15 protein-coding genes and 2 rRNA genes are annotated in these 19729 nt (G+C 45.7%); 9 read left to right on the top strand and 8 right to left on the bottom strand.

Annotation, left to right across the window (positions count from 1 at the left end; translation table 11 throughout):
• Window positions 1-15: 15 nt before the first annotated feature.
• Window positions 16-3117, top strand: coding sequence for an efflux RND transporter permease subunit (locus ABXT60_RS01775; RefSeq protein ID WP_443631071.1), 3102 nt, complete (start codon window positions 16-18; stop codon window positions 3115-3117).
• Window positions 3118-3127: 10 nt separating this feature from the next.
• Here ABXT60_RS01775 and dinB read toward each other — a convergent pair whose 3' ends face one another.
• Window positions 3128-4192, bottom strand: a complete 1065-nt coding sequence (dinB, locus tag ABXT60_RS01770; RefSeq protein WP_443631070.1) for a DNA polymerase IV — start codon at window positions 4190-4192, stop codon at window positions 3128-3130.
• 113 nt (window positions 4193-4305) lie between these two features.
• On the opposite strand from dinB, the gene ABXT60_RS01765 reads away from it, so the two are divergent.
• From ABXT60_RS01765 to ABXT60_RS01740, 6 genes are all read left to right on the top strand, one after another.
• A complete protein-coding gene (locus ABXT60_RS01765) occupies window positions 4306-4653 on the top strand; it encodes a DUF1244 domain-containing protein (RefSeq protein WP_443631069.1) in 348 nt (115 codons plus the stop codon).
• Between the two features lie 4 nt (window positions 4654-4657).
• Window positions 4658-4846, top strand: coding sequence for a hypothetical protein (locus tag ABXT60_RS01760; RefSeq protein WP_443631068.1), 189 nt, complete (start codon window positions 4658-4660; stop codon window positions 4844-4846).
• 16 nt (window positions 4847-4862) lie between these two features.
• Window positions 4863-5951 (top strand): glucosaminidase domain-containing protein, encoded by a 1089-nt coding sequence (locus ABXT60_RS01755; protein ID WP_443631067.1) that lies wholly within the window; start codon window positions 4863-4865, stop codon window positions 5949-5951.
• Window position 5952: 1 nt separating this feature from the next.
• Window positions 5953-6291, top strand: coding sequence for a translation initiation factor (locus ABXT60_RS01750; RefSeq protein WP_443631066.1), 339 nt, complete (start codon window positions 5953-5955; stop codon window positions 6289-6291).
• Window positions 6291-6599: a DUF3301 domain-containing protein gene (locus tag ABXT60_RS01745; protein WP_443631065.1), complete on the top strand. Its 309-nt coding sequence runs from the start codon at window positions 6291-6293 to the stop codon at window positions 6597-6599. The genes ABXT60_RS01750 and ABXT60_RS01745 overlap by 1 nt, the downstream gene beginning before the upstream one ends.
• An 86-nt stretch (window positions 6600-6685) precedes the next feature.
• Complete coding sequence (locus ABXT60_RS01740; protein WP_443631064.1) at window positions 6686-8593, top strand: beta-ketoacyl synthase; 1908 nt, start codon at window positions 6686-6688, stop codon at window positions 8591-8593.
• 41 nt (window positions 8594-8634) lie between these two features.
• On the opposite strand, the gene ABXT60_RS01735 is transcribed toward ABXT60_RS01740, so the two are convergent.
• Together ABXT60_RS01735 and ABXT60_RS01730 are read right to left on the bottom strand one after the other, a co-directional pair.
• On the bottom strand, window positions 8635-9420 hold the full coding sequence (locus ABXT60_RS01735) for a TatD family hydrolase (RefSeq protein WP_443631063.1): 786 nt from the start codon (window positions 9418-9420) through the stop codon (window positions 8635-8637).
• A gap of 24 nt (window positions 9421-9444) precedes the next feature.
• Window positions 9445-11028 (bottom strand): peptide chain release factor 3, encoded by a 1584-nt coding sequence (locus ABXT60_RS01730; protein WP_443631062.1) that lies wholly within the window; start codon window positions 11026-11028, stop codon window positions 9445-9447.
• Between the two features lie 208 nt (window positions 11029-11236).
• Between ABXT60_RS01730 and ABXT60_RS01725 the strand changes: the two genes are divergently transcribed.
• The gene (locus ABXT60_RS01725) at window positions 11237-12763 is read left to right on the top strand and encodes a SulP family inorganic anion transporter (protein ID WP_443631061.1); all 1527 of its coding nucleotides are present in this window, start codon (window positions 11237-11239) and stop codon (window positions 12761-12763) included.
• Here ABXT60_RS01725 and rimI read toward each other — a convergent pair.
• A complete protein-coding gene (gene rimI, locus ABXT60_RS01720; protein WP_443631060.1) occupies window positions 12744-13208 on the bottom strand; it encodes a ribosomal protein S18-alanine N-acetyltransferase in 465 nt (154 codons plus the stop codon). The two genes, ABXT60_RS01725 and rimI, sit on opposite strands and share 20 nt — an antisense overlap.
• Window positions 13209-13211: 3 nt before the next feature.
• Window positions 13212-14117 (bottom strand): hypothetical protein, encoded by a 906-nt coding sequence (locus tag ABXT60_RS01715; protein WP_443631059.1) that lies wholly within the window; start codon window positions 14115-14117, stop codon window positions 13212-13214.
• A gap of 241 nt (window positions 14118-14358) precedes the next feature.
• Between ABXT60_RS01715 and ABXT60_RS01710 the strand changes: the two genes are divergently transcribed.
• Window positions 14359-15591: a MalY/PatB family protein gene (locus ABXT60_RS01710; RefSeq protein ID WP_443631058.1), complete on the top strand. Its 1233-nt coding sequence runs from the start codon at window positions 14359-14361 to the stop codon at window positions 15589-15591.
• On the opposite strand, the gene ABXT60_RS01705 is transcribed toward ABXT60_RS01710, so the two are convergent.
• The 3 genes from ABXT60_RS01705 to ABXT60_RS01695 form a co-directional block, all read right to left on the bottom strand.
• On the bottom strand, window positions 15583-16062 hold the full coding sequence (locus tag ABXT60_RS01705) for a DUF2489 domain-containing protein (protein ID WP_443631057.1): 480 nt from the start codon (window positions 16060-16062) through the stop codon (window positions 15583-15585). The two genes, ABXT60_RS01710 and ABXT60_RS01705, sit on opposite strands and share 9 nt — an antisense overlap.
• A 161-nt stretch (window positions 16063-16223) precedes the next feature.
• Window positions 16224-16339: ribosomal RNA gene (gene rrf, locus ABXT60_RS01700) — 5S ribosomal RNA — on the bottom strand.
• A gap of 192 nt (window positions 16340-16531) precedes the next feature.
• A 23S ribosomal RNA gene (locus ABXT60_RS01695) occupies window positions 16532-19420 on the bottom strand.
• Window positions 19421-19729: the final 309 nt, after the last annotated feature.

Below are 19729 nucleotides of genomic sequence, written 5' to 3'. Positions count from 1 at the left end.
CAGGAGCACAAGCACATGATGCAATCATTCATTAGCCTCTTTGCCAATCACAGAGTAGCCCCTAACCTTCTGATGTTGTTATTGTTTTTATCAGGGGCCTATGGGTTAAAGCAGCTCAATACGCAGTTTTTTCCAACGTTCGCCGTTGATGTTGTCCAGGTTTTTGTTGGCTGGCCGGGTGCGGCGGCAGAAGATGTTCAAAGCAGCATCACTATTCCCCTTGAGCAAGAGCTTAAGAACGTTGCCAATGTGACTAAAGTGAGTTCTAGCACATCACGCGGTGGCGTACGTCTTTATCTAGAGGTTGATAGTAGTGCAGATTTTACAGAAACCACGAATTCGATCAAACAACGTGTAGATGCTGTAGGAAACCTACCTGCAGAATCTGAAACCCCCAGTATTGAACAGTTTGTGATGTATGAAAACGTGGGTACTGTGCTGATTACAGCAGCAGGGCCAGTGGAGGAGCTCACAGGTTTAGCCCGTCAGGCAGAGCGTGAATTATTAGCCAAAGGCATTAGTAAGATCACCTTTACCGGCTTACCAGAGCAAGAGATTGCCATTCAAGTCGAACCCAGCACAATACACGACCTAGGCTTGTCACTGCGCAATATAGCGGGGCTTATTAATAACCAAAGCAAAGATGTGATGGCTGGCACAGCTGGACGCTCGGACGGATCAAAACAATTACGTGCCATTGGCAAAGTGTCAGATGTTAGCAGCTTTGAGCAGCTGCCTCTGCTCACTGGAGACAACGCCCAACTGCTTCGTTTAGGTGACGTAGCAGACATAAGCCTGCGCGCCAAAGAAGATCAAAGCACCATCAGTTATAAAGGTAATCCTGGCATTCAGCTGACGATCATGCGTAGCAAAAATGACGACACGATTAAGACAGCTGCCATTATGAACAAATGGGTACTGGACGCTCGAGAACGATTCCCCAAAGGGGTAGATATTATTGTCTACGACGAAAGGTGGCTTTTATTGAAGGCACGTATCACTTTGTTAATTAACAATGGTGCCTACGGTTTACTTTTTGTAGTGGGGTTATTGTTTATATTTCTTAACTCAAGGGTCGCATTTTGGGTGGCCATGGGCATTCCAGCTTCATTGCTGGCGACTTGGGGAGTCATGTACTTCATCGGTGGCTCCGTAAACATGATTAGCCTATTTGGCATGATCATGGCTTTGGGTATTATTGTAGATGATGCAATAGTAGTGGGGGAAGATACTCTGTCGCACTTTCAACAAGGAGAGCCCCCTCTGCAAGCTGCCTTAGGTGGTGCGCAACGAATGATGGGGCCCATTACAGCCTCTTCGTTAACAACCATAGCGGCTTTTTTACCACTCCTGTTAATTAGTGGAACCATAGGCAGCATCCTAGCTGACATCCCTATTGTGGTTATTTGTGTCATTTTAGTATCGCTGGTCGAGTGTTTTTTGATCCTGCCAGGTCATCTTCACCATGCCCTCAAGAACCAGATGAACAAAAAGCCTTCGCGCTTGCGCACTGGCTTTGACCGGGGTTTCGAAAACTTTAAAAATAACATGTTTCGGCCTGCTATTAACTTTGCCATAGATTTTCGCTTAGTCACTTTTAGCCTAGCTATCACAGCGTTAGTGTTGGCTGTAGGTTTATTAGTGGGCGGCCGGATTCAGTTTGCTTTTTTCCCTAGTGTAGACGGTGACAATATCCGAGCTAATGTGCAGTTTAGTAGCGGCACTCCAGCAAGTGAAGTGGCCGCTTACCTAGTCCAGGTAGAGAACGCTTTACTTGAAACTGAAGCCGAACTAGGTGGTAACATGATTAGTGAGCGAATTAGTTATTTTGGTACTAATAAGCTACCTACGGCTGGCATATCTAGCACTGAACAAGTTGCACTTTTAGAAGTAGAACTTGACAGTTCACAACTGAGACTTACTTCAAACGCCGAATTTATTGAGGTATGGAATAAAAAAATACCCAAGGTACCTGGATTAGAAAAAATCATTATCGACCAGCCAGCCGCTGGCCCACCAGGCAAACCGATTGAAGCCAATATCACTGGCGCTAGCGCCGAAGTAATGAAACAGGTTGCCCTAGAAATACAGACAGCTTTAAAAGTCTTTACGGGTGTTCAAAACATTAATGACAACCTCCCGTATGGTATGGAACAACTCATCTTTACCTTAACTCCACAGGCGACAACCTTAGGGTTCACAAGTGCAGACATTGGCCGGCAACTAAGGTACGCGTTTGATGGTGTAACCTTACAAAGTTTTTACCTTGGTGCAGACGAAATTGACGTGCGTTTGATGCTCAAAGACCAAGACCGCAATAGCCTTGCAACTTTGTATGCCCTGCCAATTATTCTTCCATCAGGCGGCACTGTGCCCTTGTTAGAGCTGGTAGAGTTTAGCTCTAGACGAGGTATTGATCAGTTCAGTAGTGAAAATGGTCAGCTTACAGTTTCTGTAAAAGCAGACGTTGATGTAGGTGCAACTAACGCCAACGTGGTTATAGCGGCTTTGAAGAAAGATACTATCCCAGACCTTGAACGCCAATATGGCGTTAAGATCAGTTTTGGTGGCGCTAGAGCCGATGAACGAGACACATTAGGTGACATGCTAACCGGCTTGGTATTGGCACTTTTCCTTATTTATATTGTTTTGGCTTGGGTGTTTGCGTCCTACACCTGGCCTGTTGCAGTAATGTTTACCATACCATTTGGTTTAACGGGTGCCGTTTTAGGCCACCTTGTTATGGATAGAGACCTGACCATCTTGTCGTTATTTGGGCTGTTTGGTTTATCAGGTATCGTCATTAACAACAGTATTGTACTGCTGTCTTTCTATAAGGGCTTCCGCGAACAAGGCATTGCGCCTAAAGAAGCCATTGTAGAAGCAGCATGCCAACGCTTAAGGGCGGTGCTATTAACCTCGATGACGACCATCGCAGGCTTGACGCCTATTTTATTTGAAGAGTCATTGCAGGCACAATTCCTAATTCCAATGGCAATATCTATCGTCTTTGGTTTAGCGCTTGGCACCCTACTCATTCTATTTGTAGTCCCTTCAATGATATTAATGCTAGAGAATTTAGGCGCCATCGTTACGGGTAAGAAACGCAGTACTTAAGCTACAGTGGTTAAAACAAACGCAACTGCTGCTGTGTGATTGGGGCTTTTATTTTTAGTCCCAATCCTAGTAAACGCACTCCTTGGGCTTGCTGCTGTGGCTGGCCACTCTCAAAAGCCAGGTGCAGTAGGGTCTTAAAAAAGTCTAAGTTGATGTCTGTGCTGGCTTGCTCTCGAGTTAATTGTGAAAAATCTGCAAACTTCAACTTCACGACCAGCCCTGACACTGCGTAGTGGTAAGAGAGTTTTTTCCAGCGTTCCATAAGCTGCTCATACAAGGGGGACAGGGCATCACGGCAGTCCTCTAAGTTGGTTAGATCTTGGCTGTATGTATTTTCTACAGATACAGACTTTCGCACCCGACTCGTTTGCACTGGCCGATGGTCCTCTCCAAACCTTCGCAACGCTAAAATTTGCCCCATACGGCCAAACTTTTGTTCTAATTCTAATTCACTAAACGGCCTAAGGTCGGCGCAAGTGTGGATACCCTGAGCAGCTAACTTAGCAGCGCTGACTGGGCCAATACCGGGTATTTTTTTAACGGACAGTTGAGCACTAAACCCATCTAACTCATCAGGCTTCACTACGAATAAACCATTAGGTTTACGCCAATCACTGGCTACCTTGGCAATAAACTTGTTAGGTGCTACGCCTGCAGAAATAGTAATCCCTACTTCTGCTTCAACATCAGCCCGAATCTGCTGAGCGATGCGGGTTGCACTGCCATCAAATAGCGTAGATTCACTCACGTCTATAAACGCTTCATCTAATGACAACGGCTCTATAGTGTCCGAATAACGCTGAAAAATAGCCATGATTTGATGCGATACAGCTTGGTACAATGCCATACGCCCAGGCAATATCAACAACTCTGGGCAGGCCCGCAATGCTTGGGACGATGGCATAGCAGAGTGAATGCCAAATTTACGTGCAGGATAGTTACACGTTGCTATTACTCCTCTGCTATTCGCGGCTCCACCAATAGCGATCGGTCGGTTGCGATAACTTGGCATTTCACGCATTTCCACAGCCGCATAAAAACAATCACAATCGCAATGAATTATTTTTCTATTCACCTATACGTCGCCCTTATAAATTACTGTATATGCAACCAGTATTTTACCTATAATAATGCAGAGATCAAGTCTCCCTATAAGCCTGCTAGCACTGGCGCAGTTAAAGCTATATTATGGCGGTTGATTATTTTGGCCTTAGCGAGATTGATATGGACCAACAAACACAAACAGAACTTGAAGCAGCAGCCTTTCGTAGCTTGGTTAAACACTTAGATAAACGTAAGGATGTGCAGAATATAGACCTAATGATATTGGCAGGATTCTGTCGCAACTGTATGAGTAAGTGGCTTATGGCTGCAGCTGAGGATCAGGGGGTTGGCATGGATTATGACCAAGCCCGTGAGCATGTTTATTGTATGCCCTATAGTGAATGGAAAGGCCAACATCAGTTGCCAGCAACTGAAGCACAAATAGCCGCTTTTTCAGCCATAGAAAAATCCAAGAACAAAGCCAAGGTATAGTGTGATGAGCGCCTTATCAGCATCTACTGAAACTCCCTTGCTCATGCAAACACTTGAAGAAAAGGTAACACTATTGATAAGCGAAAGCTTGATAAACACCCTAGAAATTGCTCAATTGCAGAAGGAAAATGCACGCCTCATTACTCAGCTAGGGGAAGAGGATATCTCCACAGCAAAGCTTTTTCATCCCTAGTAGAGTTCTGCTGCCTATGAATATCCTCGCCTTTTTGCGCAAGAATGCCTGGTTGACAGGTTTGGTTATATTTTTTATTGTCGTCTTTTTACTCAACAATACACAGAAGCTAACATTCGATGGTGTTCAGACTGAGCAATTGAAGCCCGAAAGCACTCCCCCTGCCCCTGAATTCTCAAAGACTAAAAAACCTGACATAGTGGCTAAAGATGACAAGAAGTCCGACTACTCTATAGACTCTAAGGGGCAAACAAGCATCCAGCCAATTACAATTCCTCGGGCAGTTTCAAGCGCCAATGTAGCAGCCCGTATAAGTCATGCGATTGAATCAAGCTTGAGGCCAAAAGTAGAGCCGTTACCTGATTTTTCGGGCATTGTTGATGTTAAAACAAAAAAGGCTCGTTTTTTCGATTATTTAGGCCAGTTAGCCAGAACAGCAAATAGCAAAATAGTTCAGATTCGTAAAGAAATTCAACGGATGCAGCCTCACCGACTCACCAAACAGCAGGTTCAGCGGCTTAATCGTTTGTCAAAAAATCATAAGATTAAAACTAAAGTAGCTGCAGAGCAAATTGATTTATTATTACGCAAGATTGACACAGTGCCAGCAGCCTTGGTGTTGGCTCAAGCAGCCAATGAGAGCGCTTGGGGTACATCTCGCTTCGCTATTCAGGGCAATAATCTTTTTGGACAATGGTGTTTTAGCTTAGGCTGCGGTTTGATCCCAAGTGGCCGCCCTGAGGGGGAAATTTACGAAGTTCGTAAATTTAAAAACCCACAAGAATCAGTAGATGCCTATATTCGTAACTTAAATTCCCATGCTAGTTATATCGGCTTGCGCCACATTCGTGAATGTCTAATTAATAATGACCAAATCGTTACTGCCCGAGCCTTATCTGCAGGATTAATTAGCTACTCGTCTCGGGGAGTAGACTACATTGATGATATTCGCTCCATGATTAGAATCAATCAACTGGAACCATGGCAGAAGTCTTGGTGGGGTAACAGCGATCAGCACCCTTGCAGTGAGTTAGTGCAGCTTATACGGCCTATCATTATTACTGAAGACCCTATTCACGGTATTACTATTCCAGGGGAGCCCTAACATGTCCAGACTTGTTTATTCCACAGACCAGGGGCGACTTTGCCCTGAATGTGGCTATACTCAGTGCCAATGTAACGATGATAGCAGCACAGTGGGTGATGGTAACGTGCGCATTAAGCTAGAAACCAAAGGTCGCAAGGGTAAAGGTGTTACTACCATTACTGGCATCCCCTTAGCTGAGGTAGAATTAAAGAAGTTACTTAAGGAGCTTAAACAAAAAACCAGTTCTGGTGGCTCTGTAAAAGGCCACACCCTTGAATTACAGGGTGACCATCGCGATATATTAATCATATTATTGGCCAACCAAGGTTGGCCTTCTGTTAAAAAGGCAGGTGGGTGATGAGTTTAGAGTGGCTTTTAATGCCTTTAGTTTTAGGTTTAATATATTGGTGGGACACTAGTGCTGCTAAGGATCGGGCACGTTCAACTGCTAAATACCAGTGCGAGCAACAAGACGTACAATTGCTTGATGACACTGTAGCACTTAAAAAAACCCGTTTAAAGCGAGACAACAAAGGACATATATCGCCGTTAAGGCAATTTACGTTTGAATTTAGCAGCGATGGAGAGCAAAGAACCCAAGGAGAATTGCATTTATTAGGTAAGAAGGTCATCCACTTGCACTTGGAAGCGCATCGAATACACTAGATTACGTCACAGACCTAGAGTTTAGCCACCACTCTGCTAGAATGGGCGCTATCGTGTTTATGTCACTCATTTTGGGGAATTGTTAGTTGTCGAATCTACCAGTCATTATTGGTTTTGGCGGAATAAATGCCGCTGGTCGAACCTCCTCCCACCATGGTTATCGGCGCCTCGTTGTTGATCATTTAGATACGCAAAGCCGGCTAGACACAATGACAGACCTAGCCACTCTAACCAACAAGGCTACCTTCTCCAATGGCCTTTACTATATACCTGGCCAAGAACAAGGGTTAACCCAAGCCCAGTTATCTGAACAGCTATGCGAACAACTAAAACAAGCTACCCTGATACGCCCTATACGAGCTGAAGCCTACGACATCCACCAATTAGTATTAAACAAGGCTGCTGAAATTAAACCTGCATCTGGTGACTGCACCTGTATTCGAATGCGTAGGCGTCACTTACCCTCTAGCCTACCTGATAATTGGCACGTGAGTACGGTAGACAAAGACACTGTAGAAGTCACCATTACTGGCACTTTCTCAGCCATCCTACCAGACACTAGGCGCGCACCCGTAAGCGCAGCAGGGCAACTACCTGATGGCTTCGATCCTGGCTCTTTATATCAGTCTCGTAACCATCCCCGTAATTTACAAATGACTGTATTTGGCGCATCTGACGCCCTTAGTTCTACCGGCATTGCTTGGCAAATGATGCAAGACCATATTGCGCCAGACCGCATTGCTGTATATGCCAGCAACTCAATTGGTCAGTTAGATGAAGCAGGTTTTGGTGGCTTACTAAAAAATCCAAGTACTGGTAAGCGCATCACCTCAAAGCAAATGCCATTAGGTTATGGGCAAATGCCGGCTGACTTCGTTAATGCCTATTTACTGGGTAGTGTTGGAGCTGTGGGTTCTGCCTTAGGCGCATGCGCTACGTTTTTATACAATCTACGAAATGCTGTTGAAGACATTAAAAGCGGCCGCCGAGATCTTGTCATCGTTGGCGGCAGTGATGCCCCCATTACCCCTGAAGTAATGGAAGGTTTCCGCACCATGGGTGCTTTAGCTGAAGACCATGAGGTGTGTGCCTTAGATTCTAGCGACAAGCCAGACCTACGCCGAACCTCCCGCCCATTCTCCAGTAACTGTGGCTTCACTATGGGAGAAGCCTCCCAGTGGCTGGTACTTACAAGTGATAATTTGGCCCTCAAACTTGGGGCGCAAATCCATGGTGCAGTGCCAGGGGTATTTGTTAACGCTGATGGCCATAAAAAATCTATATCAGCTCCTGGCATAGGTAATTACATTACTTTGGCCAAAGCAGCAGCCCTTACAGAAAGCATGCTTGGCTCCGAGTCATTGCGCCAACGCTCTTGCGTGCAGGCCCACGGAACAAGTACACCGCAAAATCGCATCACCGAGTCTCATGTCATTAATGAAACTGCAAAAGCATTTGGTATTAATAACTGGAAGGTAGCTGCTGTTAAAGCTTACCTTGGTCATTCGCAGGGCACTGCAGGAGGAGACCAACTCGTTGTTTCTTTAGGCGTATGGCGTTATGGGATTTTACCTGGGATCGCCACCATAGATCATGTTGCCAGCGATGTGCATGACAGCCACTTAACTATTCAAGCTGCGCACCATGAAGTGGGAACAGAGGGTATTGATACTGTGCTGCTGAATTCTAAAGGGTTTGGTGGTAATAATGCGAGCGCTGTACTAATGGGGCCCCATGTAGCTAACCAGCTCATGGTGAAAAAACATGGTGCTAAAGCGATGCAGCAGATGCGCCTAGCACAAGAAGCCCACACCCAAGTTGCAAACGAGTATGATTTACAAAGTATGCGAGGCCTATCTAAGCCGACTTATAAGTTTGGCCATAACGTATTAACCGGTGACGATTTACTCATAAACCGCAACGAGATTCATATACCAGGCTATGCGAAAGTTGTGAACCTGTCTGTAGGTAATCCATTTGAAGATATGTGCTAACACTTGAAACCTCAGTACATACTTAAACCCAACTATGCTCACTATTTCAGTCTTAGAACGTCTAATGTATTAGCGATGGTCTGAGAGGCAATCTCAGATATGGGCTCTAACCGAAGCTGTGCTAAAACAGCCAACACTCTTGGTAACATGTCTGGCCTATTAGGTTGGCCCTGCTCCTGCCCTGCCATTGGCATATCTGGCGCATCTGTCTCTAGCACAATATCTGTGAGTGGCAATGCTTTTACTAACCGTCTCATTGCCTGAGCTCTGTCATAGGTTAAGGTGCCACCAAAGCCTATTTTAAACCCTAACTGGGTAAACTTTTCAGCTTGCTGCAAGCTGCCGCTAAACCCATGAACAATGCCCCCTTGGTCAAATTTTAATTGGCGTAACAACTGACCTAAGCGATCATTAGCTTTTCGACTATGCACAATCAGCGGCAGTTTGGCGTGCTGGGCTAGCTTTACCTGCGCTATAAACCAATGCTCTTGATGAACTATGGAAAAACCCTCTAAATTTGTGTCTAAAGCAAAATCTAAGCCAATTTCACCCACCGCAACCGGAGTATGATGGGCAAGGGCGTCAGCCAAATCTGAAAGGTGTTGTTGGGTGTGCCTATCACTAAAATATGGATGAAGCCCAAGGGCTAAGTGCCAGCGTGGATGAACTTCACAAAGGGATATTTGTCGTGAAAAAGAGGCGTGATGGGTTCCAGGAACCACTAGCTGACCAACCCCTTGGGCAATACAAGATTGCCATAATTCGGGTTGCAGAGCTTGTAAGCAAGGGTGGTCCCAATGACAATGACTGTCGATCAGCTGGTGCATTAGCCCCTCCTTTTAAAACTGTGATTAGTGCTCTCGAGTAGCCCGGAACCGAATATCAGGCCAGCGTTCTTCTGTTAAACTAAGGTTGACTCGACTGGGTGCCAAGTAAGTTAAGTGCCCGCCACCATCAATAGCCAAATTTTCTGCAGCCTTGCGCTTAAATTCATCAAGCATTTTAGTATCGGTACACTCTACCCAGCGGGCAGTATTTACACTAATAGGCTCATAGATACATTCCACTTTGTACTCATCCTGCAGACGGTATGCAACTACTTCAAACTGCAACACACCTACAGCACCCACAATAAGGTCATTGTTTTTACCTGGCATAAATAACTGCGTTGAACCTTCTTCTGATAGCTGCTGCAGACCCTTTTTCAATTGCTTCATCTTTAATGGGTCCTTAAGGCGCACTCGACGAAAAAGTTCTGGGGCAAAGTGAGGAATACCCGCGAACTTAAGGTTTTCGCCAGCAGTAAAGGTATCTCCAATCTGAATAGTACCGTGGTTGTGTAATCCAATAATATCACCAGGCCAAGCCTGCTCAACATTCGAACGCTCGCCTGCCATAAAGGTCACAGCGTCGGCTACCTTTACATCTTTACCTATACGTACATGGCGCATTTTCATACCGCGCTCATAGCTACCGGAACAAATACGCATAAAGGCAATACGGTCTCGGTGCTTAGGGTCCATATTGGCTTGTATTTTAAAGACAAACCCAGTGAATTTAGGCTCCACTGATTGAACCACACGCTCACCTGCGTCTCGAAACTTTGGAGCTGGGGCCCACTCAACAAAGTAGTCTAGCATTTCACGTATGCCAAAATTAGATAAAGCCGTACCAAAGAAAACGGGGGTAAGCTTGCCTTCTAGGAACAATTTCATATCAAATTTATGACTAGCACCGCGCACTAATTCAATTTCTTCTTTTAGCTCGTCTAGCAACTCTCCCAATATTTCTGTGGCCTCATCAGACTCTAATCCTTTAATTTGGATATCATCAGGGATGGTATGGCCTTGACCTGGGGTAAATAAGTGAAGGGTGTCCGTGTAGAGATTGTAAACGCCCTTAAAGCGTTTACCCATGCTAATAGGCCAAGTAATAGGTGCGCAAGCAATGTTAAGTACATCTTCTACTTCATCTAAAACTTCTATTTGCTCCCGGACTTCACGGTCCATTTTGTTGATGAAGGTAAAAATTGGCGTGTCTCTTAAACGACACACTTCCATCAGCTTAACCGTACGATCTTCCACACCTTTAGCGCCATCAATCACCATCAATACTGAATCGACCGCAGTCAAGGTACGATAAGTGTCTTCAGAGAAGTCTTCGTGCCCTGGCGTATCTAAAAGGTTAACTGTACGTTCCTTATAAGGGAACTGCATGACCGAAGAAGTCACCGAGATACCTCGCTGCTGCTCCATCGCCATCCAGTCTGAGGTGGCTTTTTTATCACCCTTCTTTCCCTTTACCGACCCTGCTGTTTGAATGGCTTGTCCAAACAACAATAGTTTCTCGGTGATGGTGGTTTTACCTGCGTCGGGGTGAGAGATAATGGCAAAGGTTCTTCGCGTTGCCACTTCTTCTGCAATCAAATTGGACATAGTTGATACAATCTATAGGGATATAGGATGGCACATGCGTGTGTACCTAGAATGGGGCCTATTGTCGCTGATTAACACCTTTTCCTCAATATAAAACACAAGGTAACTGGTCAAAAAACAACCAATACCTGATCAGATCATTGAGAAAAGTTGTTATTTTGCGTATAATACGCGCGTTTTGAAAGCTTCCCTATTATTAGGAAATATCATGTTCGATCTCGCAAGCCGTGCTCCGGCTAATGCAAAAAATGACATACTCTCTGGCCTTACGGTCGCTTTAGCACTAGTACCTGAAGCCGTTGCTTTTGCTTTTGTAGCAGGTGTAGATCCTTTAGTAGGCTTATATGCAGCCTTTATGGTGGGTTTAATAACCGCAGTTATTGGTGGCCGCCCTGGAATGATTTCTGGAGCTACAGGAGCCTTGGCCGTCGTTATGGTGGCCTTGGTTGCCGACCATGGCGTTGAATACCTCTTTATTACTGTAGTATTAATGGGCATTTTACAAGTTTTGGCTGGTGTTCTAAGGCTGGGCAAGTTTATCCGGATGGTACCTCATCCAGTGATGTTAGGTTTTGTTAATGGCTTGGCGATCGTTATATTTTTAGCGCAGTTGAGCCAGTTCAAATTCATTGACGATAATGGCAACTTACAATGGTTAGAAGGCACCCAGCTGTATTTGTTAGTCGGATTAATTGCTCTTACAATGGCTATCATTCACTTTTTACCTAAATTCACTCGCGCGGTTCCATCATCCTTAGCAGCTATTTTGGTGGTGACTTTATTAGCCGTTGGTATGAATTTAGACACCCGTTCGGTTGGCGATATTGCCTCCATTGCCGGCGGTCTGCCAAGCTTCCACCTTCCTCAAGTGCCCTATAATTTAGAAACACTTATTATTATCTTACCTTACGCTATCATCTTAGCGGCCATTGGCTTAATCGAATCGCTGCTAACCCTCACTTTGGTTGACGAAATTACAGGAACACGTGGCCGTGGTAACAAGGAATGTATTGGCCAAGGTATTGCTAACACTGCAACAGGGTTGTTCGGCGGTATGGGTGGTTGCGCCATGATTGGGCAGAGCATGATCAACGTAAACTCTGGTGGCCGTGGTCGCCTTTCTGGCATCAGCGCTGCCTTATTTTTGCTAGCCTTCATCCTAGTGGCCTCGCCTCTTATCGAGATGATCCCTGTGGCTGCCCTAATAGGCGTTATGTTCATTGTGGTAGTGGGTACCTTTGAATGGTCTAGCTTCCGCATTTTAGGAAAGATCCCCAAATCTGATGCCTTCGTTTTAGTCTTGGTTTCTGGCGTTACGGTCATCACCGATCTTGCAATCGCAGTGGTGGTGGGTGTTATTTGCTCAGCACTAGTATTTGCTTGGAAGCATGCAAAACATACGCAGGTCACCCATAAAGACGCTGATGGCAGCCGCATCTATTATCTGCGGGGCCCAATCTTTTTTGGTTCAGTGCAAAACTTCTTAGAGCTGTTTGACCCAAGCCAAGACCCAAACGATGTAATCATCGATTTTGAGCGCTCACGAGTAGCTGATCACTCTGGCCTAGAAGCCATTGATACCCTAGCTGAAAGATACTCCCGAGCTGGTAAAACCTTACACCTTCGCCATCTTAGCTCAGATTGTAAGTTACTACTCTCTAAGGCAGGTAACATGGTTGAACTCAATGTGATTGAAGACCCAGACTATAAGGTTGCTACAGACACGTTAGGCTAAATACCCAAGCGTCTTCGCGTACACCATCAACGCCAGGGTAATAACCTTGGCGTTTTTGTATGCACACGAAGCCCATCGACTGATACAGATGCACAGCGGCACCGTTAGAGGGTCGTACCTCTAAAAACACTGTTCCTACTCCTTGAGCCACTAAACCATCAACGAGCCCTTGTAACAACTGCCGCCCTAACCCCCGCCCTCTAAAGGACTGTTCTACTGTGATATGTTGTACGTCCCCCTGGTCAAAGACATGACTTGCTACGGCATAGGCTATCACCTGGCCTGTTGCTTCATCGAAACCCACTTTAGCCAAATAAGCCCCTTTTATCATGCCTGTTAAAACATCTTCTAAGGCTTTTTTTGACCATACGGGATCACCAGGCCCTTTGTAAAGGTGCATTATTTGATCAATATCGTCCTTAACTAAAGCACGAATATACATCATTTGTTAGACCGTTTTGGGTGAGTTAATGAGCGGTTGTAAGTGCTTCCAGGTTTCTTCTTTAAGGCTGGGCACTGCTAATAGCTGATGTAAGCTATGGCTATACACCAACTGAATAGGTTGTTCAGACAATTCTATTTGGCTACATTCACCCAAACTCATTTCAGGGTTAAGCAACTGTATTGCTGCAGGCCCCATTACCAATAGTTTGCTACATGAATTATCTTTTAACAATTTAACGATGCTATATTTAAGTCCACTTTGTGCTCCCATTAGTGAATGGTCACCATGGGGGCCGGGCACCAGCGGCCAGTTAAATTCCATGGAGGCAGAAGGCATCACCTGCAGTGTAGTTTCCGTTAATGCAGGCCTTAAGGTATTGACTATGGCTGTTTGTAACCGCTGTATAGGGCTACTCATAGCTGCGCCTTCTTGCACTGGTATATCGTTTACTACCAATACCCCATTACTATACCAAGATAGCCCTAAGTGCAGCGGCGCAAGTCGGTCTGTTTGGGTGCCCCTCATTAGCGGTGAGCGCACATTTTCAGTTACTGACAAGACTGGGTCAACTGTTGGCGCCTGGGAAAGATACTGGCTACTCACTGTGGCCGTGAGTGACCCTAAGGCTTCAGCTACCGCTGTGGCTTGAGTTTGGGGATTAATAGCGTGTTGTTTGCTAGGCATCTCACCGTGCAGGGGCAAAGAGGGCACTATAGGTGGCTCTGGTGTTGGGTAGGAAAGTTCTTCCACTAAAGATGGGGCATTAATCACCTGCACCACTAATGCCTGCCAGTGCACATGGTTAACCTGGCTACCTACTAGCGGCTTGGTAGGCAGCCAACTGGTAACATTAAGTGCCTGCAGGTATTGCAAACGTTGAACTTCTTCAAGTACAGGAAACATAGGCATAATTTACTCTACTGCTGTATTAAACTTGTGGATGGCGTTTTTCGGTGTCACCATCCAAGGTAGTTAAGGCATGGGGATAAGATTTAGCAGAACAGATAACCTCTTTATCTGCACTTAACTCATTAACAATGTGGCCTGAATTTTTCTGCGTATATTGGCGTCAAAAATAATGACATTGTCATTTTTAGGCATAACAAAAGCTCCACATTAACTCATTTTTAGCATAGATTAAGGTGGAAATATGGTTCAGAATGAAGCACATTTAATACCTGTTAATATAGCGCCTGACCCTGTCTCTGGCAACACACAAAAGGACACAAACACTATGCAAGGCAACGATACCTACTCATTTGACACAATTGTTGATCGTCACAATACACACTCTTCAAAGTGGGACAAATATAAACAGCAGGATATCATTCCCTTGTGGGTTGCCGATACCGATTTTAAAGTGGCACCTGTAATTCAACGTGCCTTAGAAGATCGTATGGAGCATGGTGTATTTGGCTATACCTCAACAGATGACCAATACAACCAAGTAGTGGCTGACTATTATCAAAAAAAATATGGCTGCCATGTAGATGCCAATTGGGTGGTTTGGGTGCCCGGCATAGTAGCCAGCTTAAGCCTTGCGATACGCAGCCTTTCAACGCAACACCAACAGGTGCTTACCCCTGATATAGTCTATCCATATTTCCACACCACTCCTGCCGCAGCAGGAAAGCAAGCTAACCATTTGACCATGACCTATGCTCAAAATAGGGTGCGTATAGACATAGATGCGTTAGAAAATCGCAATGCTCAAAGCGCTAGAGTGATGTTATTCTGTAACCCACAAAACCCAGGTGGAGCAATATATACGCGTGATGAATTGCGCCGTATTGATGATTACTGTGAAGCTAACAACTTAGTGTTGGTGTCTGATGAAATCCATGCGGATATCATTTTAGATAAACATAAAAAACACGTTCCCTATTTAGATGTTAGTGCACACGCTCTTAATAATTCCATTGTTTTAGGGGCTGCAAGTAAAGCCTTTAATGTAGCTGGCCTTGCCTGCTCGTGGGCGGTCATTGCTAATGATGACTTACGCCAAGCATTTAAAGATGAAATGCATGGCATTATTTCTGAGATCAATCCGTTTGGTTATACCGCAACACTTGCCGCCCTCAGCCAAGGCGATGATTGGTTGGCTGCTATGAATAGCTACTTATGTGATAATCGTGATTATTTACTAGAAGAACTTAACGCTATTAAAGGGCTGCAGATGCTACCTTTAGAGTCTACTTTTTTAGCCTGGGTAGACGTCTCTGAACTCAAACTTGAAGACCCTTGCGCTTTTTTTGAAGCAGCAGGTGTGGGCTTATCTCCAGGTAGTAACTTTAATGACACAAACTTTTTACGGCTTAATTTTGGTTGCGCTAGATCAGTATTAGAAGAAGCAGTAAAGCGTATTAAAGCCGCCTTAATTTAAGCTTTCGTAGGCCAGAAATTCATGTTGCTGTAACCCTAGTGCAGCAGCATGAATGTCTTGTGAATGCGTGGATTCAAGAGCAAGTCGGTGTTGCGTAAACTTATGTTTAGCTTTTTTGTCGAGTTTTTTCCATTGCTCTTTAATTGGCATATGTTCAGTTTCGTTAAATATTAGAGCGATCACCTGATACTCTTCTCGCATTAATAAATCGGACTCAACGTGGTCTAATAACTGTTTTAAACGAATGCAACCTTCAATTAGTTCACATTGCTTATCAGCCATTGCCCTAGTAATTACATCGATACTTTTTACTCGGTGGGTATATTGTTTCTTTAGCATTGCTTGCATATCTTCAATACGTTGTTGGTTAACTTTTGAAGCGTTGCGCTGACGAGTAAAAATCCTAATGATTACCACAACCATGGCGATGCAAAACATTACGAGTAGTAGTATTAACGTATTTATGGACATGCTCTTATAGTCTCAGTTAATGAGTGTTTATTGTAACATGCTGGGTGAGTGCATAGCTGCGCTGTCGGCACTGATTTAGGCGTAACTCATTGCCTTTTCTACGCGCAATAAAAAACCCCTAGTCTGATTAAGGCTAGGGGTTTTTTAGTACTGAATGAGGTGCTTGGCGATGACCTACTCTCACATGGGGAAACCCCACACTACCATCGGCGCTAAAACGTTTCACTTCTGAGTTCGGAATGGGGTCAGGTGGTTCCATCTCGCTATGGTCGCCAAGCAATAAAAAGGTGAATGAAGATCGTTAAATCGCCATCCTTGAATTTGTGATATGTCTTCGTTTAGGTATTACACAACTTGCGCTTACCGAGGGCTTACCCATCGTACTTCTATCGTAAACTTAATTGTTTGTACTTCATACTCACACACTCTCATGCGTTCATATTAGCTTGTACAACGCTTTTGGCGTTATATGGTCAAGCCTCACGAGCAATTAGTATTGGTTAGCTCAACACGTTACCGCGCTTACACACCCAACCTATCAACGTCCTAGTCTTGAACGGCTCTTTAGGGAGTTAAACTCCTGTGAGATCTCATCTTGAAGGGGGCTTCCCGCTTAGATGCTTTCAGCGGTTATCCTGTCCGAACGTAGCTACCCGGCAATGCCACTGGCGTGACAACCGGAACACCAGAGGTTCGTTCACTCCGGTCCTCTCGTACTAGGAGCAACTCTTCTCAAATCTCAAACGTCCACGGCAGATAGGGACCGAACTGTCTCACGACGTTCTAAACCCAGCTCGCGTACCACTTTAAATGGCGAACAGCCATACCCTTGGGACCGGCTTCAGCCCCAGGATGTGATGAGCCGACATCGAGGTGCCAAACACCGCCGTCGATGTGAACTCTTGGGCGGTATCAGCCTGTTATCCCCGGAGTACCTTTTATCCGTTGAGCGATGGCCCTTCCATTCAGAACCACCGGATCACTATGACCTACTTTCGTATCTGCTCGACGCGTCTGTCTCGCAGTTAAGCATGCTTATGCCATTGCACTAACCTCATGATTTCCGACCATGATTAGCATACCTTCGTGCTCCTCCGTTACTCTTTGGGAGGAGACCGCCCCAGTCAAACTACCCACCACACAGTGTCCTCGATCCGGATTACGGACCTGAGTTAGAACCTCAAACATACCAGGGTGGTATTTCAAGTTTGGCTCCACGATGACTAGCGTCACCGCTTCAAAGCCTCCCACCTATCCTACACAAATAGGTTCAAAGTTCACTGTGAAGCTATAGTAAAGGTTCACGGGGTCTTTCCGTCTAGCCGCGGATACACTGCATCTTAACAGCGATTTCAATTTCACTGAGTCTCGGGTGGAGACAGTGTGGCCGTCGTTACGCCATTCGTGCAGGTCGGAACTTACCCGACAAGGAATTTCGCTACCTTAGGACCGTTATAGTTACGGCCGCCGTTTACCGGGGCTTCGATCAAAAGCTTCGCTTGCGCTAACCTCATCAATTAACCTTCCGGCACCGGGCAGGCGTCACACCGTATACGTCCACTTTCGTGTTTGCACAGTGCTGTGTTTTTAATAAACAGTCGCAGCCACCTGGTATCTTCGGCCGCCATCAGCTTAAGGAGCAAGTCCCATCACCAACAGCGGCGTACCTTCTCCCGAAGTTACGGTACCATTTTGCCTAGTTCCTTCACCCGAGTTCTCTCAAGCGCCTTGGTATTCTCTACCTGACCACCTGTGTCGGTTTGGGGTACGGTCACTCAATATCTGATGCTTAGAAGCTTTTCCTGGAAGCATGGCATCAACCACTTCAGTCCTAATGGACCTCGTCATCACGCCTCAGCCTTAAAGAATCCCGGATTTTCCTAAGATTCAAGCCTACACGCTTAAACGCGGACAACCAACGCCGCGCTGGACTAGCCTTCTCCGTCCCTCCTTCGCAATATTGAGTGGTGCAGGAATATTAACCTGCTTTCCATCGACTACGCTCTTCAGCCTCGCCTTAGGTGCCGACTCACCCTACCCTGATTAGCATTGGATAGGAAACCTTGGTCTTCCGGCGGGGGAGCTTTTCACTCCCCTTATCGTTACTCATGTCAGCATTCGCACTTCTGATACCTCCAGGATGCCTCTCAGCTTTCCCTTCAACGGCCTACAGAACGCTCCTCTACCACGCATGTAAACATGCGTCCGTAGCTTCGGTGTATAGTTTGAGCCCCGTTATATCTTCCGCGCAGGCCGATTCGACTAGTGAGCTATTACGCTTTCTTTAAAGGATGGCTGCTTCTAAGCCAACCTCCTAGCTGTCTAAACCTTCCCACATCGTTTCCCACTTAACTATAACTTTGGGACCTTAGCTGACGGTCTGGGTTGTTTCCCTTTCCACGACGGACGTTAGCACCCGCCGTGTGTCTCCCGTGATTGCACTCATTGGTATTCGGAGTTTGCATCGGGTTGGTAAGTCGGGATGACCCCCTAGCCGAAACAGTGCTCTACCCCCAATGGTGAGACACGAGGCGCTACCTAAATAGCTTTCGAGGAGAACCAGCTATCTCCGGGCTTGATTAGCCTTTCACTCCGACCCACAGCTCATCCCCGCATTTTTCAACATACGTGGGTTCGGTCCTCCAGTTGATGTTACTCAACCTTCAACCTGGCCATGGGTAGATCGCCCGGTTTCGGGTCTAATCCTAGCAACTGTACGCCCTATTAAGACTCGGTTTCCCTACGCCTCCCCTATTCGGTTAAGCTTGCTACTAAAATTAAGTCGCTGACCCATTATACAAAAGGTACGCAGTCACCGAATAAATCGGCTCCCACTGCTTGTACGTACACGGTTTCAGGATCTATTTCACTCCCCTCACAGGGGTTCTTTTCGCCTTTCCCTCACGGTACTGGTTCACTATCGGTCAGTCAGGAGTATTTAGCCTTGGAGGATGGTCCCCCCATGTTCAGTCAAGATTTCTCGTGTCCCGACCTACTCGTTTTCATCTAAAATGCCTTTTCGCGTACGGGGCTATCACCCACTATGGCGTAACTTTCCAGCTACTTCCGCTAAAACATAATAAACTTAAGGGCTAATCCCCGTTCGCTCGCCGCTACTTGGGGAATCTCAATTGATTTCTTTTCCTCGGGGTACTTAGATGTTTCAGTTCTCCCGGTTCGCCCCATATACCTATGTATTCAGTATATGGTACCCAGCTTACACTGGGTGGGTTTCCCCATTCGGATATCTCTGGATCATAGGTTGTTTACCACCTCCCCAAAACTTTTCGCAGGTTACCACGTCCTTCATCGCCTCTGACTGCCTAGGCATCCACCGTGCACGCTTATTCACTTGACCATATAACCCAAAAGGGTCGCAGTAGTTCTGACAAACTACTTTCAATCAAGCTTACGATAAACCCTTAACTCGCTAAAGTAAGGGCCTTCGGATAAGTCACTCGATAAAACACAAATTCGATCACCTGGAAATTGATTAACAGATGATCGTGTATTTACCTAAACTTTGTTACAACGTGATCGCTAGAAGACGCTGCAACATTTTTGCCTAAACACGACCGCTGGTGACGACGTGTTTAAGCGAAGATCAATGCCGTGGCTCGGGGCCACGTCATCAATCCATATCACAAATCCATATTTTTAAAGAGCA

Origin of the sequence: Candidatus Njordibacter sp. Uisw_056 (assembly GCF_047730085.1) — a bacterium.
Taxonomy (GTDB): Bacteria; Pseudomonadota; Gammaproteobacteria; order Pseudomonadales; family Balneatricaceae; genus Njordibacter.
This window is presented reverse-complemented; position numbering and strand designations above follow the sequence as displayed.

What these genes read in the sequence shown, in the direction of transcription:
- ABXT60_RS01775 (WP_443631071.1), top strand. Translation starts at nt 16, where the DNA reads ATGATGCAATCATTCATTAGCCTCTTTGCCAATCACAGAGTAGCCCCT.
- ABXT60_RS01765 (WP_443631069.1), top strand. Translation starts at nt 4,306, where the DNA reads ATGGCGGTTGATTATTTTGGCCTTAGCGAGATTGATATGGACCAACAA.
- ABXT60_RS01760 (WP_443631068.1), top strand. Translation starts at nt 4,658, where the DNA reads ATGAGCGCCTTATCAGCATCTACTGAAACTCCCTTGCTCATGCAAACA.
- ABXT60_RS01755 (WP_443631067.1), top strand. Translation starts at nt 4,863, where the DNA reads ATGAATATCCTCGCCTTTTTGCGCAAGAATGCCTGGTTGACAGGTTTG.
- ABXT60_RS01750 (WP_443631066.1), top strand. Translation starts at nt 5,953, where the DNA reads ATGTCCAGACTTGTTTATTCCACAGACCAGGGGCGACTTTGCCCTGAA.
- ABXT60_RS01745 (WP_443631065.1), top strand. Translation starts at nt 6,291, where the DNA reads ATGAGTTTAGAGTGGCTTTTAATGCCTTTAGTTTTAGGTTTAATATAT.
- ABXT60_RS01735 (WP_443631063.1), bottom strand. Translation starts at nt 9,420, where the DNA reads ATGCACCAGCTGATCGACAGTCATTGTCATTGGGACCACCCTTGCTTA.
- ABXT60_RS01730 (WP_443631062.1), bottom strand. Translation starts at nt 11,028, where the DNA reads ATGTCCAATTTGATTGCAGAAGAAGTGGCAACGCGAAGAACCTTTGCC.
- ABXT60_RS01725 (WP_443631061.1), top strand. Translation starts at nt 11,237, where the DNA reads ATGTTCGATCTCGCAAGCCGTGCTCCGGCTAATGCAAAAAATGACATA.
- rimI (WP_443631060.1), bottom strand. Translation starts at nt 13,208, where the DNA reads ATGATGTATATTCGTGCTTTAGTTAAGGACGATATTGATCAAATAATG.
- ABXT60_RS01715 (WP_443631059.1), bottom strand. Translation starts at nt 14,117, where the DNA reads ATGCCTATGTTTCCTGTACTTGAAGAAGTTCAACGTTTGCAATACCTG.
- ABXT60_RS01710 (WP_443631058.1), top strand. Translation starts at nt 14,359, where the DNA reads ATGGTTCAGAATGAAGCACATTTAATACCTGTTAATATAGCGCCTGAC.
- ABXT60_RS01705 (WP_443631057.1), bottom strand. Translation starts at nt 16,062, where the DNA reads ATGTCCATAAATACGTTAATACTACTACTCGTAATGTTTTGCATCGCC.